We start from the raw sequence: 15,607 nt of genomic DNA, 5'->3' as shown, positions 1-15,607 counted from the left end.
CTGGCGACCGGGGGGGCCTCCGGAAGTGGACCCTCCGGGCACATGCTTCAACCTGCGCGTGTTCGAATCATGAGGAGACCGTTCATGCGCAGGACGGTGATCGCGGCTTTCGCTTGTCTCTCATCAGCTTTGGCGCACGCCGAAGGTTTTGTCCGGCACGACCTGACCGAGATCGCTTCGGAGGCTCGTGCCGCCCTGGATGACTCCTTCGCGATGACGAGCCACGTGAGGCGGCTGACACTCACCTGCCCAGGCTGCAAGGGAGCACCGACGATCGACCTATCGATCGGCGGGCATATGGATGATGCGGTCGCGCGTCTTCAGTCCGGCCGGACCTCGCTCGCATCGTTCCGATCGGCATGCCGCTCGCGCAATCCGGCTTGCAACATAACCGAGTTGTCCGTTGGCCCGGCCGTCGGCTGGGTCCTCACCCATCCGGCCGGCCCTCTGACGACATCGGCCACGGCGTTCGTCCTACGCGGCAGCGACCTCCTGACCATCCGGTCGCTTGCCGAGGATGGCGCGACCGCCGAACGGAACGCTCACACGTTGGTGCAAGCGCTCGCACCTCGCCTCGTCGGCCGCTGATCCGCTCATCGAGGTGCGTCCCGGTCCGGTCTGGGCTCTCGATCTGGACCCTGAAACGCTGAAGCCCCGCCGAAGCGGGGCTTTGGATGTCTGTTTGGTGCGTGGCTGTGCTCAGACCGCCATGCGGTCTTCGCCCTCGACCGGCTCGCGCAGCACGTAGCCACGGCCCCACACGGTCTCGATGTAGTTCTTGCCCGCAGACGCGTTCGCGAGCTTCTTGCGCAGCTTGCAGATGAACACGTCGATGATCTTCAGCTCCGGCTCGTCCATGCCGCCGTAGAGATGGTTGAGGAACATCTCCTTGGTGAGCGTGGTGCCCTTCCGCAGCGAGAGGAGTTCCAGCATCTGGTACTCCTTGCCGGTGAGGTGGACGCGCGAGCCCGAGACCTCGACGGTCTTCTGATCGAGGTTCACGATCAGGTCGCCGGTGGTGATGACCGACTGAGCGTGACCCTTCGAGCGGCGGACGATGGCGTGGATCCGCGCCACCAGTTCGTCCTTGTGGAAGGGTTTGGTCAGGTAGTCGTCGGCGCCGAAGCCGAGGCCCTTCACCTTGTCCTCGATGCCGGCCATGCCGGACAGGATCAGGATCGGGGTCTTCACCTTGGCGACGCGCAAGCTACGCAGCACCTCGTAGCCCGACATGTCGGGCAAGTTCAGATCCAGAAGGATGATGTCGTAATCGTAGAGTTTGCCGAGATCGACACCCTCTTCGCCAAGGTCAGTCGTGTAGGTGTTGAAGTTCTCGGACTTGAGCATCAATTCGATGCTCTGCGCCGTGGCGCTGTCGTCCTCGATCAGAAGTACGCGCATCGTGATCCCCACCGGACAGGCCGTTTCGGGGCGCTTGAGACAAGCTGCCGCCGGTCGTCCGCCGACGGCCCCGGCGGACGCTCCCTCATTCCCACTTTCGAAACGCTATTCCTTAACCGTTAACAAAACCCGAATCCCGCTTGCAAGCACTGTCTCTTTCGAGTCCGGGAGCGATTCTCCCGATCGTTGGCGATCTGTTCCCTTGTGCTGCGCGCGCTCCCGAAACTGCGGATGAGCCTCCCCGGCTAACCCCTTCTGTTGTCTCAGGTTGGTCTCTCTGTTGCGGAAAGGTGACGGAGGCCATTCGTCGCCGTTCTCATTCCCGCGAGCGGCGGCATCCCCATCCGGATGGGTGCCTCGAAGCCTTGGCGAGCGGTCCGGCGGTGTTAAGACATCGGCCGGTTCGGTGGCGGGACGCGGTTAACGGGGTCGGGGCACATGACGCAGGAGCGCGGCTCCGGAGGGCTGGCGGCGGCACTCGCCGCGCTCTCGACCGTCGAGACCCTCGAGACCTTCGGCCGGGTGACGGCGATCCGCGGCCTTCTGGTCGAGGTCGCCGGGCCGGTTTCCGCGATGCGGCTCGGCGGTCGCATCGACGTGGTGGTGGAGGGCGCCGGCGTCGCGGCCTCGACGGTGCCGTGCGAGGTGATCGGCTTTGCCGGCGACCGCGCGCTCGCCATGCCGTTCGGCTCGCTGGAGGGGGTGCGCCGCGGCTGTCCGGCTCTGGTACGCGACGAGGCGGCGGGCGCGATCCGCCCCTCCGCCGCTTGGCTCGGTCGTACCGTCGATGCCCTCGGGCGCCCGATCGACGGCCTCGGCCCCCTCGCGCAGGGGCCCGCGATTTATCCCCTGCGGGCCGACCCGCCCCCCGCGCACGGACGACGGCGCGTCGGGCCGCCGCTCGATCTCGGGGTTCGCTGTATCAACACCTTTCTCACTATGTGCCGCGGGCAGCGCATGGGCATCTTCGCCGGCTCCGGCGTCGGCAAGTCGGTGCTGCTCTCGATGCTGGCCCGCTACACCGCCGCCGACGTGGCGGTGATCGGCCTCGTCGGCGAGCGCGGCCGCGAGGTTCAGGAGTTTCTCCAGGACGACCTCGGCGCGGCGGGGCTCGCCCACTCGGTCGTGGTGGTGGCGACCTCCGACGAGCCGGTGCTGATGCGCCGCAACGCCGCCTACGTGACCCTGGCGGTGGCCGAGTACTTTCGCGATCAGGGCGCGCAGGTCTTGTGCATGATCGATTCGATCACCCGCTTCGCCATGGCCCAACGCGACATCGGGCTGGCCGGCGGCGAGCCCCCGACCGCCAAGGGCTACACCCCCACCGTCTTCTCCGAATTGCCGCGCCTGCTCGAACGGGCCGGGCCGGGGGTGGGGGAGGGGGCGATCTCCGGCCTGTTCACCGTGCTGGTGGAGGGCGACGACCACAACGAGCCGGTGGCGGATGCGGTGCGCGGCATCCTCGACGGGCACATCGTCATGGAGCGGCGCATTGCCGAGCAGGGGCGCTACCCGGCGATCAACGTGCTGCGCTCGGTCTCGCGCACCATGCCGCGGGCCTGCGACCCGGCCCACCTCCCCACCGTCCGCCGTGCGCGAAAGGTGCTGGCGACCTATGCCGACATGGAAGAGCTGATCCGGCTCGGGGCCTACCGTGCCGGTTCCTCGCCGGAGGTGGACGAAGCGGTGGCTCTCATGCCCGATCTGACGGCTTTTCTGGGGCAGGGTAAGGAAGAAGCAACCTCCATCAGCGAGGGTTATGACCGGTTGGCCGCCATTGTCGGCGGTGCGTGAGGCGGCTTCGAGAAGCGCGTCGGGGTAACGGTCCGTGTGGATCGCCCGCGCCGATCGTGTCGCGTCCCGGCGTAGCGTGGAGTGGATGGCCCGACATGAAATCGCGTGACACGCTGATCCGGTTGCGTCGGTTCCAGGTGGATGAGAAGCGCCGCAGGGTGGCGCAGATCGAGATGATGATGGCCGACTTCAACCGCATGGCGGCCGAACTCGACCGGGAAGTCTCGCAGGAGGAGGCCCGTGCCGGGATCTCCGATCCGGCCCATTTCGCCTACCCGACCTATGCCCGCGCTGCCACCGGCCGCCGGGACAACATGCGCCAGTCGGCCGCCGCCCTTGAGGGGCAGCTCGCCGAGGCCAAGGCCGAACTGGGCGAGGCGTTCGAGGAACTGAAGAAGGTCGAGATCCTGGAGGATCGCGAGCGCTCCGCCGAGCGTGCGGCCGAAGCCGCCCGCGAGCAGGCCGAGATGGACGCGATCGGACTTCGGGCGCGGGCCTGAGAGGCCAGATTCTAGGCAGGATCGTCGAGCGCGTCGGCGGCACGGGGCCGGCGACGCGGGCCAGACGACGATTCCCTGGTACCACCCCGTAGAAATCGCGCAGCTCGATCCTGCGGGGGCGTATGAGTGGCCGTGCCGGTGTCGCGTTCATCGAGGGCCATTCCCGACCGCTCAAGCCGCACTGAATGCGTTGCCTGTTACACTCGCTGAGTCGGGCAGAGCCGCGTGTTTCGGCATGAAACCGTCATGATCTAACGGCAAGAGCCGGCCCCATCGAGACGGTTGCCCAGTCCCGCTTGCGATGCGCGCGGTCGTGGCGCAGGAGAGACCGCTCCCGAGAGAGGCGGCGGACATCCATGAAAAAACTCAGTGAAGTCTTCTGGGGCCTGATCGGCCTCGCCGCGGTGGCGGTGTCCTGCTACCTGCTCTGGGGGCAGTTGAAGACCCTATCCTGGGCGAGCATCGAGGCGGCGTTTGCCGCCATTCCGCTCCACCACTTCCTGTTCGCGGCCGTCTCTACCCTCGTCGCCTACGCCGCACTCGCTTGGTACGACCGGATCGCGCTGCTGCATCTGGGCGTGCGCCACATCTCGTGGCTGTTCGTGTCGCTGTGCTCGTTCACGACCTACGCCCTCTCGCACAATATCGGCGCTTCGGTCTTCTCCGGCGCCCTGGTGCGCTACCGGGCCTACACCTCGAAGGGACTTTCGGCGGCGCAGGTCGCGGTGCTGGTGGCCCTGTGCTCCTTCACCTTCGGCCTTGGCACGATCCTGCTCGGCGGCTTCGTTCTGGTATATGATCCGAACCTCCTCGCACGGCTCGACAACCTGCTGCCGGCGGTACTCACCAATCCCGCGACCTCGCGGCTGGTCGGCTTCGGACTGCTCGGGTTCGTCGCGCTCTACGTCCTCGGCTCGGTGCTGCGCTTCCGCCCGCTGACGATCCGCAACTTCAAGATCGAGTATCCGCGGCCCGGTATCATGGTGCGCCAGCTCATCGCGGCGCCGCTGGAGCTGCTGGGTGCTGCCGGCATCATCTACTTCGCCCTGCCGGATGCCCTGAACCCCGGCTTCATTCCGGTGCTCGGCATCTTCCTCGCCTCGTTCTCCGTCGCGCTCGCCTCGCACGCGCCGGGCGGCCTCGGCGTGTTCGAACTCGTGTTCTTCACCGCCATGCAGCTTCAGACCGATGCTGAGAAGGCGCCGGTTCTCGCCGCGGTGCTGATCTTCCGCCTGTTCTACCTGATCATTCCGTTCGCCGTGGCCATCGTCGTGGTGCTGCTGTTCGAGCGCTCCCGCCTCACGAACGCGCTCGGCAAGGACGGCAAGGCCGCGCCGGAGCCGCCGCTCGTCGCTCCGGGCCTCGACAAGCACGTGATCGAGCGGCGGCTGGAGAAGAAGGCGGTCTGAGCCACCCTCGTTCAAGCCCTTACCGGCGGCCGCTCTCCCGAGCGCGCCCCCGGTTGTGTTTCGGGTCACGAGCCTTGAATTCCGCGTCCATTTCGTCGCAGTGACGGCGGGATCAGCGATCCTTACCTCACACCGCTTCCGTGGATGAATGGGACGCGCAGGGTTGCGAGCCCTTCAGGAACGGTTAAGCTTCGACGGAATGGGGAGCCGCTCTGGCTCCTGGATGGACATTATGGCTTCGATCAAAATTCGGGTCGCCGAAGACGGCACCTGTTCGATCTGCCGGGACGGCACGATCATCAGCCGCGGGCTCACCCGTTCGCAGGCCGACCAAATGGTCGCCGTCCTGCGCGCGATCGAGGGACACGCCTGACCGGCGCCTGACCTAAGCGCCGAGCCGCTTCCCTATCTCTCGGCGACGCTGGCTCTCTGAAACAACAAAGTGCGCGAAATGCGGAGCCGAGCCGACCCTTTGAGGTCGGCTCGGCTCTTTGCCTAAGGCCGTCGGCGATCGCCTCAGGCCTCAGGCCGCGCGCACCGTGGCCAGAAAGCGTCGAACTTCGGCCCGCAGGTGATCGGATTGCTGAGACAGCTCCGAGGCGGCACCGAGCACCTGTGCGGCGGCCGTCCCGGTCTCCTCCGAGGCGCGGGCGACACCGGAGATGTTGTGCGTCACCTCGCTGGTGCCGGTCGCGGCCTGGGCCACGTTGCGGACGATCTCCTGGGTCGCCGCGCTCTGCTCCTCGACCGCCGCCGCGATCGAGGTGGAGACGCTGCTGATCTCCTGGATCCGCCCGGTGATGTCGCCGATCGCGCTGACGGCCGTATCGGTCGAGCGCTGGATGCGGGCGATCTGCTCCGAGATGTCCGTCGTCGCCCGCGCGGTCTGGCTCGCCAACTCCTTCACCTCCGCCGCCACCACGGCGAAGCCCCGGCCCGCTTCGCCCGCGCGTGCCGCCTCGATCGTCGCGTTGAGGGCCAGCAGATTGGTTTGGCCGGCGATGTCCGAGATCATCGCCACGACATCGCCGATGCGGGCGGCGGCTTCGCTCAAATCCTGGACGAGCTGTCCGGTCTGGCCGGCCTCCTCCACCGCCGTGCGGGATAGGGCGGCCGACCCGTCCACCTGTCGGCCGATCTCCTGGACGGAGCTGCCCAGTTCCTCGGCGGCGGCGGCCACGGTGTTGACGTTCGTGGTCGCCTCCTCGGCGGCCGCGGCGACGGCGGTCGATTGCCCGGCGGTCTGGTTCGCCGTACCGGCGAGGCCCTGGGCCGTCGATTGCAGTTGCGAAGCGGCCCCGCCGATGGTGGTGACGATGCCGGTGATCGTGCCCTCGAACCCCTGAATCAGGGCGTTGAGCCGCTCGGCCCGCTCCATCTTCAGCGCCTGGTCGGCATCCTGCGCCCCTTGCAGCCGCTCGCGCTCGACGGCGTTGTCGCGGAAGACCGCCACGGCGCGCGCCATCGCGCCGACCTCGTCGCTGCGCTCAGCCTCCGGCAGGGCGATGTCGGTGCGTCCCTGCGCGAGCCGGCCCATCGTCGCCCGCAGGGCGTTCATCGGGCGCACGATGGAGCGGATGATCGCCCAGGAGGCGGCGCCGAGAAGAAGGAGAATGCCGAGCGCGATCGCGCCGAGGCGCAGGATCTGCTCCCACAGCGTCGCCTTTAGATCGTCGATATGGACGCCGGTGGCGACATACAGCCCCCAGGGCGCATGGTAGCGAAACGTGGCGACCTTCGCCGTCGCCGCAGAATCCGGTGCGCGCTTCCAGGTGTAGACGACCGATGCCACCCCATCCCGCACGGCCCGTGGCAGCACGTCCGCGACGAAGGCGAAGCCCGTTGTGTCCTTGAGATTGCTGAAGTTGCGGCCGAGCAGGGTCTTGTCCGCGTGTGCGACCACGGTCACGTCGCGGTCCCAGATGAAGAAGTAGCCGTCCGCACCGTGCCGCATCGCCGAGACGCCGGCATAGGCGGACGCACGGGCTGTCGCCTCCGGCATCTCCCCCTTCTGGGCGAGCCGGTAATGGTGGTCGACCAGGTTGATGGCCGATTCCGTCATCAGCTCGAGCTGGCTGAGGCGCTGCGCGTACATCGCGTTGTACTGGTAGGTCAGCGCGACGGTGCAGATCGCCAGGAGGCTCAGCGCCGACAGGCCAACGAGCGTGTAGAGCTTCCTCGGGATATCGAAACGCAGCACGGCTAGATCCCTCGATGCCCCACGGTCCGATTCTTGCCGCAGGACAGCGACGAAAGTAGATTTTTGGCTATTAACAAAAGCTAAAAATTGCAGTCCCTGTCGGAATTTATACAAGTTGCCGTCTGGCCGCGATCGATGTGCATCGAACACAGCCGCTCATGACGCTACGGGTGATCGGCGGATGCTTTCTGCCCGGCCGTACTAAGGGTGATCGGTGATTGGATACGATCACCGCGAAAGGGTTCGATTGCTCGTCTACACCGATCCGACCGTCCGCAGCCGCGCGCGGGAATGGATCTCCGCCTGGCTCATCACCGGGGTCTCGCGGCGGAAGCGCTCGATGATCGAGCGCACGAAGGGCCGGGCCTGGACCGAGGTGACGAGCACCGGCATCTCGCCCATGCGCGCGGCCTGCTCGAAGCGGTCGCGCACCGTATTGACGAACTCCGTGAGCTTCGACGGCTGCATCGCGAGGTAGCGCTCCTCGCGCTCGCCGACGATCGATTCGAGGAAGGCCTGCTCCCAGGCCGGCGACAGGGTGATGATCGGCAGCGTTCCGTCCGGGCCCTGGTATTGCGCGCAGATCTGCCGGCCGAGGCGGGCGCGGACATGCTCGACGATGTCGCGCGGGTTCTTCACGTGGCCGGCCACTTCGGCGATGCCCTCAACGATGGAGCCGAGGTCGCGCACCGAGACTCGCTCGGTGAGCAGCAGTTGCAGCACGCGCTGGATGCCGGTGGTGGCGATCTGCGAGGGCACCACTTCCTTGAGGAGTTCGGTGTGCTCCTTGGGCAGTTCGCGCAGCAGCTTCTGCACCTCGACGTGGTTCAGGAGTTCCGAGACGTGGGCCTTGATCAGTTCGGTCAGGTGCGTTGAGATCACGGTGGCCGCATCGACCACGGTGTAGCCCTTGAGCTGGGCCTGATCCCGCAAGCCGGCATCGACCCAGGTCGCGGGCAGGCCGAAGGTCGGCTCCAGCAGGTGCTGGCCGGGCAACTGCACCTGGCCGCCCATCGGGTCCATCGCCATGAACTGGCCGGGGAAGACTTGGCCCGTGCCGGCCTCGATCTCTTTCACCCGCACCACGTAGGTGTTGGCCTCCAGGCTCACGTTGTCGAGGATGCGCACCGAGGGCATGACGATGCCGAGCTCCGCCGCGAGCTGGCGGCGCAAGGCCTTGATCTGGTCGGTGAGCCGATCCTGGCCCTCGCCGTTGACGAGGGCGAGGAGCGCGTAGCCCATCTCCAGCTTGAGATCGTCGAGCTTGAGCAGATCGGTGACGGTCTCCTCGGCCGGTGCCCCGCCGGGGGCGGGAGCGCCGGGCGTGCCCTCTGCCACCGCGGGCGGGGTCTCGCGTTGCGTCTTGGCGATGCGCCACGCCGCGTAGCCGGAGGCGCCGCCGAGCGCGAGGAAGGGCAGCATCGGCATGCCGGGCAGGAGCGCGATCAGGATCATGACGCCCGCCGACATGCCGAGGGCTTTCGGATAGTTCGCCATCTGCTTGCCGAGCGCCTTGTCGGCTGCGCCCTTCACGCCGGCCTTCGAGACGAGGATACCGGCCGCGGTCGAGACGATCAGCGCCGGCACCTGGGAGGCCAGCCCGTCGCCGATGGTGAGCAGGGTGTAGGTCTTGGCCGCCTCGGCGAAGCCGAGTCCCTGCTGTGCGACGCCGATGATGATGCCGCCGACCACGTTGATGCCGGTGATGAGGAGCGCGGCCACCGCGTCGCCGCGCACGAACTTCGAGGCGCCGTCCATGGCGCCGAAGAAGGAGGATTCCTCTTCGAGTGCCGAGCGGCGGGCCTTGGCGACCTTCTCGTCGATCAGCCCGGCCGAGAGGTCGGCGTCGATCGCCATCTGCTTGCCGGGCATGGCGTCGAGGGTGAAGCGCGCCGCCACCTCGGCGATGCGGCCCGAGCCCTTGGTGATGACGACGAAGTTCACGATGATCAGGATCGCGAAGACGATGATCCCGATCACGAAGTTGCCGCCCATCACGAAGTGCCCGAAGGCCTCGATGACGTGGCCCGCCGCCGCCGTGCCCTCGTGGCCGTGACCGAGGATCAGCCGGGTCGAGGCGAGGTTGAGCGCAAGCCGCAGCAAGGTCGCGACCAGCAGCAGCGTCGGGAAGACGGTGAATTCGAGCGGGTTGTCGATGAACAGCCCGGTCATCATGATCAGCACCGAGATGATGATCGAGACCGCGAGCAGCAGGTCGAGCAGGAAGGCTGGCAGCGGAAAGATCAGCACCACGAGGATGCCCATCACCGCGGTGGCGAAGAACAGGTCCGAGCGCTTGGAGAGCGCCTGGAAGCTCGCCCGGTTCGGCATGCGCAGGGACGACAGGCCGCCAAGCCCGCCTGCTCCCGCTGGAACGGCCCTGGCCGTTTCGCTCATCGCGCCGAATCCCCGAAGACGAATCGCGCGGGCCTACCCGCAGGACCGCACCCGGCAGGATTTGCCGGGTACAGGGTTAGCGATGCGTTAACGCCGACCCTGACAACGCCCGCGTCGATACGGAACCTCGGCCGGTGACCGGGGCTTGGTCAGGCAACCGGCTCGGCGAACGGCCGGCCCCTGCGGACGAGCCTTGGATCATGCGCGCCCTTCCCCTTCTCCTCCTCGCCGTACTGGCATCGACGGCGGTCCGTGCCGCGCCGGAGCCGGCGGAGGCGCCCGCCGCGACACCTGCGGAAAAGGCGCACGGGGCAGTGGGCGGGCGGCTCGAACCGGGCGCCAACAGCTTCACCACCGCTCAGGTGCGCGCGCGGTTCGCCGAGATGGGCTTTGCCGACGTCGCCGACCTGCAACTCGACGGGCAGGGCATCTGGCGCGGGCGTGCCGAGCATGCGGGCCGCACGCTGAGCGTCGGCATGGATTTCCGGGGCAACGTCGCCGCCGAGTAGCGGCTGGCCACCCCAAATCAGACGAGAGGAACGACCATGGCAACACGCGCCGTCACCGCCCTGTTCGACAATCAGGACACCGCCGCTCGCGTCATCGATCGCATCGAGGCGGAGGGGGTGCCGCACTCGGATATCGGCATCGTTTCGCTGAACGGCGCGGATCGGCCGGCCGGTGCCTTGGCCGGCGGCGCCACCGGTGAGCCCGTGGCGCAGGGCCATGCCTCGGCAAGTGAGCACGAGGGTTCGGCGGCCGAAGGGGCGGGGGCGGGTGCGACGGTCGGCACCGTCCTTGGCGGCGGCGCGGGCCTGCTGGCAAGCCTGGGGCTGCTCGCGATCCCCGGCGCCGGTCCGGTGATCGCGGCGGGCTGGCTCGTCGCCGCCCTGTCGGGGGCAGGGGTGGGGGCGGCCGCGGGCGGCCTGATCGGCGCCTTGACCGGCGCGGGGCTGAGCGGCGCCGATGCCGAGACCTATGCCGAGGGGATCCGACGCGGTGGCACACTGGTCACCGTGCGGGCGGACGGGGAGGTCGCCGACCGTGTCATCGCTCTGATGCAGCGCGCCGGCGCGGTCGATCTCGACGAGCGCGCCGAGGGTTGGCGGGCGCAGGGCTGGACCGGCGGAACCACGGGTGAGCCGCGCGCGACCGGAACGCCCTCGCCGGTGCCCGAACCGGCCCTGGCGCCCGAGCCGGGTACGCCGGCCGATCCCACCGCCTCGCCGCCGACCCGCCGTCCACCCGGTGAGATCGCCTGACCGGTGCGTCAGCTATAGAGATACTTTCGGATCAGGACGCTGAAGCCGAACAAAGCCATGGCCACGAGCGCGACGATGCTCGTGATCAAGTGCTTGCGCGGCTCGATCGCCGATGTGGGCACGACCGGATTGACCACGGGGGTGAAGAACTCGATCTGACGGTTGGCGACGATGCGGGCCTGCTCGCTCGCGGCCAACACCTTGTTATGATAGAGGAGCGCGTTCTTGCGCTCGTTCTCCAGCCCCTCGAATTCTGTCATCGCCTCCGATAGTAGGCGTCGCTGATCCGGATCGGTGCTGGTCATCTGCCGTTCGATCTTCTCGATGTTGTCATCGAGATCTTGGATCTGCGCCTTCAAATCCTGGATCGGACGCCGCTCCGGCGCGAGGTCGCGCAGGCTTTGGTTGAGCTGCACCGACAGGTCGATGCGCTTCTTGCGCAGCTCCGCGATGACCAAGAGGTTGTTCTTGTTGGCCGATTGCGCATCGAGAATGCCGGCGCGGTTGCGCAGGTCGCGCATGGCACGCTGGACGGTGAGCAGGCGCTCTTCGGCGTTCTTGAGTTCGCGGGTGCTCTCAGCCAGCGCGGCGTTGCGCGCCTTGAGGCTGAGTTCATTCACCATGCGCTCGCTCTCGTCCAGAAGCGCGCGGGTCAGCGTGTAGGATTCCTGCGGGTCGAAGGCGGCGACCTTCAGGCTGATGATACCGCCATTGGAATCGACCGAGGTCGTCACGCGCTTGTGCCAGTAGAGCATGAACCGCTCGATCGGCTCGCTGGCGTCGAAGCGCGAGAAGAAGTCGATGCCGTCCCGCGAGAACATCTCGCGAAGCGGCATTTGCCGCTCCATGGTCTCGATCATCTGCCGGCTGGCGATGTAGCTCGTCGTGATCAGCGTGTCCTGAGCGATCATCTGCTTGGACAGGGAGCTGTTGTTGCCCGTTTCCTCGCTCTGCACCTTGTCGACGTTGCCGAGCGCCGGACGCAGGGCGAAGCGTGCCTCGGTGATGTAGCGGTCGGAGGCGATAAGATAGAAATAGCCGGCGGTGACCATCGTCGGCAGCAGGAACAGAAGCACGAAGAAGGCGGGGATCCAGGGATCGCGCCGGATATGCGTCTGATAGGCGCGAATGCCCTTCTTGTGGTCGGACTGGCGCGCGATGCGGGCAAACCGCTTGAGCGATTCCGTGACCGCGGTCGAGCGGTCGGCGGTGGTCACCGCTGCGCTGTTCGGACTGCTGATCTCGGTGCTCATGGTCTCGGTGCTCGCACGCCTCGCGCGGTCAGCCGCGCCGCGTCAGGGCGGCGACGGATCGCACGCTTGCGTCTCTGGCCCGCCCTCGCGGCGAAAGCGTGTCCGAACCTTGAATGGGGCGATGGCGTCCCGCGGCAGGGCGACCCTTCAGCTGTTCAGGCGCCGGTAGGCCGTGATCGCCTCATCGACATCGTCGTAGACCACCGCCTGCCCGTTGATCAGGATCAGCGCCTGACTGCAGTATTCGCGGATCTGTTCCATGCTGTGGGAGATCAGGATCACGTCCGCGGTCTCGCGCCGCTTGTTGAACACCTCGGCGCACCGCTTCTGGAAGCGCGCGTCGCCCACGGAGAGCGTTTCGTCGATGAGGTAGGTGTCGAAGGGAATCGCCATGCTCATCCCGAAGGCAAGGCGTGAGCCCATGCCGGACGAGTAGGTGTTGACCGGCATGTTCAGGTAGCTGCCGAGTTCGGAAAAATCCTCGACGAATTCGAGCACGCGCCGCGGATCCTCCCCGTAGATCCGGGCGACGAAGATGACGTTGTCGCGACCGGTCATCTTGGAGTTGAAGCCGCCTGCGAAGCCGAGCGGCCAGGAGACGCGAAGACCCCGGACGATGCGGCCCCGGGTCGGCTCCTCGACGCCGGCGATGAGCTTCATGGTGGTCGATTTGCCGGCGCCGTTGATCCCCATGATGCCGTAGCTGATGCCGGGCTTCAGGGTGAAGTTCACCCGGTCGAGGATGGTGCGCCGCCGACCATAGGTGGAATAGACCTTGGTGACGTTCTCGAAGCGGATCACGGTTCGGTAGGCTCCACCGGTGAACGTTGCGGGCCGGACCGACACAACGGATGCGCTCGCCGTACGACCGCCGCGTCGCCAGCGAAAGTCGGCGAGGCATATCGGGCGGGTGAAACCCGCACCTTGTGCAGCGCAGGAAACCGAAAAAAGCGGCGAATCTGGGGACGGCACGCCGATCCCAGCTTGCACGACACCATCTCGAACGCGTGCGTCTCACTGGCGATGCACACAGGGAAGCGACCCGATCGGCTTCACCGCATCCAACCGGTCTCTCGCCCCCATGAGCACGGCGCAGTCATCCCGATCCGTCACCGATGCCTCACGTCGTGAAAGGCCATCGCTGCCGGATATGGTGTGTACGGCCGAGCGACGTCGAATGATGTTCGGATGGGCGAGAATGCTCTCGACGATGCCGGCGATCGACCGTCCGGACGACGGCTCGCCCACCAGCGGCTTGTCGTGTGCGGAGGAGATCCGGCTCGATCCTGTACCCATACCTTGGGTTGATTTTCCGAGACGAATAATTTCTTCTAAGTTTGTTTTTGCGGTGGAGCAGGCCTTGAATCCCGATCTGATCGAGACACGCGAAGAGGCCCTAGCACTCGTGGATGCGGATCTGATTACGATCCAGGATTACCTTGTACTCTGCGGGCTCAAGAGCTGGGATTCGACGGGGCAAACGTCCGCCCTCACGCTGACGCATCAGGCCGGGCTACCCGTCTGTCGGAACGCCCATTCCCACCGTGAGATGGGCGACGTGCTGCGGTGGCCGGTTCAAAGATCGGCGACGGTCCCGGAGGTCTCCCGCCGCGAAACGCCGGTCCCAGCCCGCGGGCAGGTTGTCCGCTTGTCGCTCAAGAACGCTTAGACGAGGAGACTCCGGCGCGCCGGAGCGCGTCGGCCAGCGCCCCGTCCTGCGGCGGGGCTGCGGGCGCCGGGCGCCGGGGCTGCGCCTCGTGGCGGGGGGCGTTTCCACGCGGCGGCGTCGCGCCTTCGAGGGGGTCGTCGAGCCGCATCGACAGCGCGATGCGCTTGCGCGGCACATCGACCGACAACACCAGCACACGCACCACGTCGCCGGTCTTCACCACCTCGGAGGGCGAGGCGATCCGCTTGCGGGCCATCGCCGAGATGTGGACGAGTCCGTCCTGATGCACGCCGATATCGACGAACGCGCCGAAGGCCGCGACGTTGGTGACGACGCCCTCCAACTGCATCCCCGGCTTGAGGTCGCCGATCGTCTCGACCCCTTCCTGGAAGCTCGCGGTCTTGAAGGCCGGGCGCGGGTCGCGGCCGGGCTTTTCCAGCTCGGCGATGATGTCGCGCACGGTCGGCACGCCGAAGCGCTCGTCGGCGAAGGCGGCGGGGGAGAGCGGGCGCAGGACCGCTTCATTGCCGATCAGCACGCGGATGTCGCTCTTCGTCGCCTCCAGGATGCGGCGCACCACCGGATAGGCCTCCGGGTGGACGCCGGAGCGGTCGAGCGGGTCCTCGCCATCGGGGATGCGCAGGAAGCCCGCCGCGAGCTCAAAAGTCTTAGCGCCGAGGCCCGGCACCTTCTTCAGTCCGGCGCGGGTACGGAACGGGCCGTGGGCGTCGCGGTGGGTCACGATCTTGTCCGCCACCGACGCGCCGAGGCCCGAGACCTGGGCCAGCAGCGGGCCGGAGGCGGTGTTCACATCGACGCCGACCGCGTTCACCGCATCCTCGACCACCGCTTGAAGCGAGCGTGACAGCTTCTGCTCGGTGACGTCGTGCTGGTACTGGCCAACGCCGATGGATTTCGGGTCGATCTTCACCAGTTCCGCCAGCGGGTCCTGCAAGCGCCGGGCGATGGAGACGGCCCCGCGATGCGACACGTCGAGGTCCGGCAACTCACGGGTGGCGATGGCCGAGGCCGAGTAGACCGAGGCGCCGGCCTCCGACACCGTGACCTTGGCCATCTTGAGATCGGGGTTGGCGGCCAGGATCTCGGTGGCGAGCCGGTCGGTCTCGCGCGAGGCTGTGCCGTTGCCGATGGCGATCAGCTCAACGCCGTGCTGGCGACAGAGCCGGGAGAGCGAGGCCACCGCCTCCTTCCAGCGGCGCTGCGGCTCGTGCGGATAGGTGGTCTCGACCGCCACGACCTTGCCGGTGCGGTCGACCACCGCCGCCTTCACGCCGTTGCGGTAGCCGGGATCGAGCCCGAGCGTCGCTCGCCCGCCCGCGGGGGCGGCAAGCAGCAGATCCTTGAGGTTGCCGGCGAATATCTTCACCGCTGCCTCCTCCGCCCCTCGAACAGGCGCGCCCGCAGATCGGCCTTGATGCCGGTGCGAATCTTGGTGCGCCAGGCGATGCGAACCGTGTCGAGCAGCCACGCATCCGCCGGCCGGCCCCGCGCGGAGACGCCGAACCGGCGGCAGACGGCGAGTTCGAACGGCCCCGGCACGCCGGGCGCGGAATCCTCGCCCTCCGCGGCGAAGGCGAGGTCGAGCACCTCCTCCTTCTCGCCGCGGAACACCGCCAGTACCCGGTGCGAGGGCATCCGCTCCAGGCGCTCGCGCCAGTCGAAATAGTCGGAGAACTTCTGGCCCGTCGTTTCCTGCCCCTT

At 67.3% G+C, this 15,607-nt stretch carries 13 protein-coding genes and 1 pseudogene (1 of these 14 running past the window's edge); 8 read left to right on the top strand and 6 right to left on the bottom strand.

The window, feature by feature from the left end:
* Positions 1 to 84 precede the first annotated feature (84 nt).
* Positions 85 to 588, top strand: a complete 504-nt coding sequence (locus tag MSPGM_RS03450; protein ID WP_003599592.1) for a hypothetical protein — start codon at positions 85 to 87, stop codon at positions 586 to 588.
* 111 nt (positions 589 to 699) lie between these two features.
* Here the strand turns inward: MSPGM_RS03450 and ctrA are convergent, their stop codons facing one another.
* Entirely contained in the window at positions 700 to 1,401 is a 702-nt protein-coding gene (gene ctrA, locus MSPGM_RS03445; protein ID WP_003599593.1) for a response regulator transcription factor CtrA, read from the bottom strand.
* Positions 1,402 to 1,839: 438 nt separating this feature from the next.
* Between ctrA and fliI the strand changes: the two genes are divergently transcribed.
* From fliI to MSPGM_RS03425, 4 genes are all read left to right on the top strand, one after another.
* Positions 1,840 to 3,195 carry a flagellar protein export ATPase FliI gene (gene fliI, locus MSPGM_RS03440; protein WP_003599594.1) on the top strand — a complete coding sequence of 452 codons (1,356 nt, stop codon included), beginning with the start codon at positions 1,840 to 1,842 and terminating at the stop codon, positions 3,193 to 3,195.
* 95 nt (positions 3,196 to 3,290) lie between these two features.
* On the top strand, positions 3,291 to 3,695 hold the full coding sequence (gene fliJ / locus MSPGM_RS03435) for a flagellar export protein FliJ (RefSeq protein WP_003599595.1): 405 nt from the start codon (positions 3,291 to 3,293) through the stop codon (positions 3,693 to 3,695).
* Between the two features lie 356 nt (positions 3,696 to 4,051).
* Positions 4,052 to 5,104: a lysylphosphatidylglycerol synthase domain-containing protein gene (locus tag MSPGM_RS03430; RefSeq protein WP_003599596.1), complete on the top strand. Its 1,053-nt coding sequence runs from the start codon at positions 4,052 to 4,054 to the stop codon at positions 5,102 to 5,104.
* 232 nt (positions 5,105 to 5,336) lie between these two features.
* Positions 5,337 to 5,477: a hypothetical protein gene (locus tag MSPGM_RS03425; RefSeq protein ID WP_003599597.1), complete on the top strand. Its 141-nt coding sequence runs from the start codon at positions 5,337 to 5,339 to the stop codon at positions 5,475 to 5,477.
* A 150-nt stretch (positions 5,478 to 5,627) separates the two neighbouring features.
* On the opposite strand, the gene MSPGM_RS03420 is transcribed toward MSPGM_RS03425, so the two are convergent.
* Both MSPGM_RS03420 and flhA read right to left on the bottom strand, forming a co-directional pair.
* On the bottom strand, positions 5,628 to 7,304 hold the full coding sequence (locus MSPGM_RS03420; protein WP_003599598.1) for a methyl-accepting chemotaxis protein: 1,677 nt from the start codon (positions 7,302 to 7,304) through the stop codon (positions 5,628 to 5,630).
* Positions 7,305 to 7,559: 255 nt separating this feature from the next.
* A complete protein-coding gene (gene flhA / locus MSPGM_RS03415) occupies positions 7,560 to 9,701 on the bottom strand; it encodes a flagellar biosynthesis protein FlhA (protein WP_003599599.1) in 2,142 nt (713 codons plus the stop codon).
* A gap of 200 nt (positions 9,702 to 9,901) precedes the next feature.
* On the opposite strand from flhA, the gene MSPGM_RS03410 reads away from it, so the two are divergent.
* Positions 9,902 to 10,210 (top strand): hypothetical protein, encoded by a 309-nt coding sequence (locus tag MSPGM_RS03410; RefSeq protein ID WP_003599600.1) that lies wholly within the window; start codon positions 9,902 to 9,904, stop codon positions 10,208 to 10,210.
* Positions 10,211 to 10,246: 36 nt separating this feature from the next.
* Complete coding sequence (locus tag MSPGM_RS03405) at positions 10,247 to 10,963, top strand: hypothetical protein (RefSeq protein ID WP_012752140.1); 717 nt, start codon at positions 10,247 to 10,249, stop codon at positions 10,961 to 10,963.
* An 8-nt stretch (positions 10,964 to 10,971) separates the two neighbouring features.
* Here the strand turns inward: MSPGM_RS03405 and MSPGM_RS03400 are convergent, their stop codons facing one another.
* Positions 10,972 to 12,216 (bottom strand): hypothetical protein, encoded by a 1,245-nt coding sequence (locus MSPGM_RS03400; protein WP_003606986.1) that lies wholly within the window; start codon positions 12,214 to 12,216, stop codon positions 10,972 to 10,974.
* Positions 12,217 to 12,363: 147 nt separating this feature from the next.
* Positions 12,364 to 13,017: an ABC transporter ATP-binding protein gene (locus tag MSPGM_RS03395; protein WP_003606985.1), complete on the bottom strand. Its 654-nt coding sequence runs from the start codon at positions 13,015 to 13,017 to the stop codon at positions 12,364 to 12,366.
* A 397-nt stretch (positions 13,018 to 13,414) separates the two neighbouring features.
* On the opposite strand from MSPGM_RS03395, the gene MSPGM_RS03390 reads away from it, so the two are divergent.
* On the top strand, positions 13,415 to 13,885 hold the full coding sequence (locus tag MSPGM_RS03390; RefSeq protein WP_245265698.1) for a hypothetical protein: 471 nt from the start codon (positions 13,415 to 13,417) through the stop codon (positions 13,883 to 13,885).
* Here MSPGM_RS03390 and MSPGM_RS03385 read toward each other — a convergent pair.
* Positions 13,872 to 15,607: pseudogene (locus MSPGM_RS03385) on the bottom strand (Tex family protein); it runs 579 nt beyond the window's last position. The gene MSPGM_RS03390 and the pseudogene MSPGM_RS03385 overlap by 14 nt on opposite strands.

The organism is Methylorubrum sp. GM97, from assembly GCF_024347855.1.
GTDB classification, from domain to species: domain Bacteria; phylum Pseudomonadota; class Alphaproteobacteria; order Rhizobiales; family Beijerinckiaceae; genus Methylobacterium; species Methylobacterium extorquens.
Note: the sequence above shows the minus strand (reverse complement) of the source record. Positions and strands in the feature narration are given on the sequence as shown.

Coding starts and splice junctions, on each gene's coding strand:
- MSPGM_RS03425 (WP_003599597.1), top strand. CDS start 5,337: ATGGCTTCGATCAAAATTCGGGTCGCCGAAGACGGCACCTGTTCGATC.
- fliJ (WP_003599595.1), top strand. CDS start 3,291: ATGAAATCGCGTGACACGCTGATCCGGTTGCGTCGGTTCCAGGTGGAT.
- flhA (WP_003599599.1), bottom strand. CDS start 9,701: ATGAGCGAAACGGCCAGGGCCGTTCCAGCGGGAGCAGGCGGGCTTGGC.
- ctrA (WP_003599593.1), bottom strand. CDS start 1,401: ATGCGCGTACTTCTGATCGAGGACGACAGCGCCACGGCGCAGAGCATC.
- MSPGM_RS03390 (WP_245265698.1), top strand. CDS start 13,415: ATGCTCTCGACGATGCCGGCGATCGACCGTCCGGACGACGGCTCGCCC.
- MSPGM_RS03400 (WP_003606986.1), bottom strand. CDS start 12,216: ATGAGCACCGAGATCAGCAGTCCGAACAGCGCAGCGGTGACCACCGCC.
- MSPGM_RS03410 (WP_003599600.1), top strand. CDS start 9,902: ATGCGCGCCCTTCCCCTTCTCCTCCTCGCCGTACTGGCATCGACGGCG.
- MSPGM_RS03430 (WP_003599596.1), top strand. CDS start 4,052: ATGAAAAAACTCAGTGAAGTCTTCTGGGGCCTGATCGGCCTCGCCGCG.
- MSPGM_RS03450 (WP_003599592.1), top strand. CDS start 85: ATGCGCAGGACGGTGATCGCGGCTTTCGCTTGTCTCTCATCAGCTTTG.
- MSPGM_RS03405 (WP_012752140.1), top strand. CDS start 10,247: ATGGCAACACGCGCCGTCACCGCCCTGTTCGACAATCAGGACACCGCC.
- fliI (WP_003599594.1), top strand. CDS start 1,840: ATGACGCAGGAGCGCGGCTCCGGAGGGCTGGCGGCGGCACTCGCCGCG.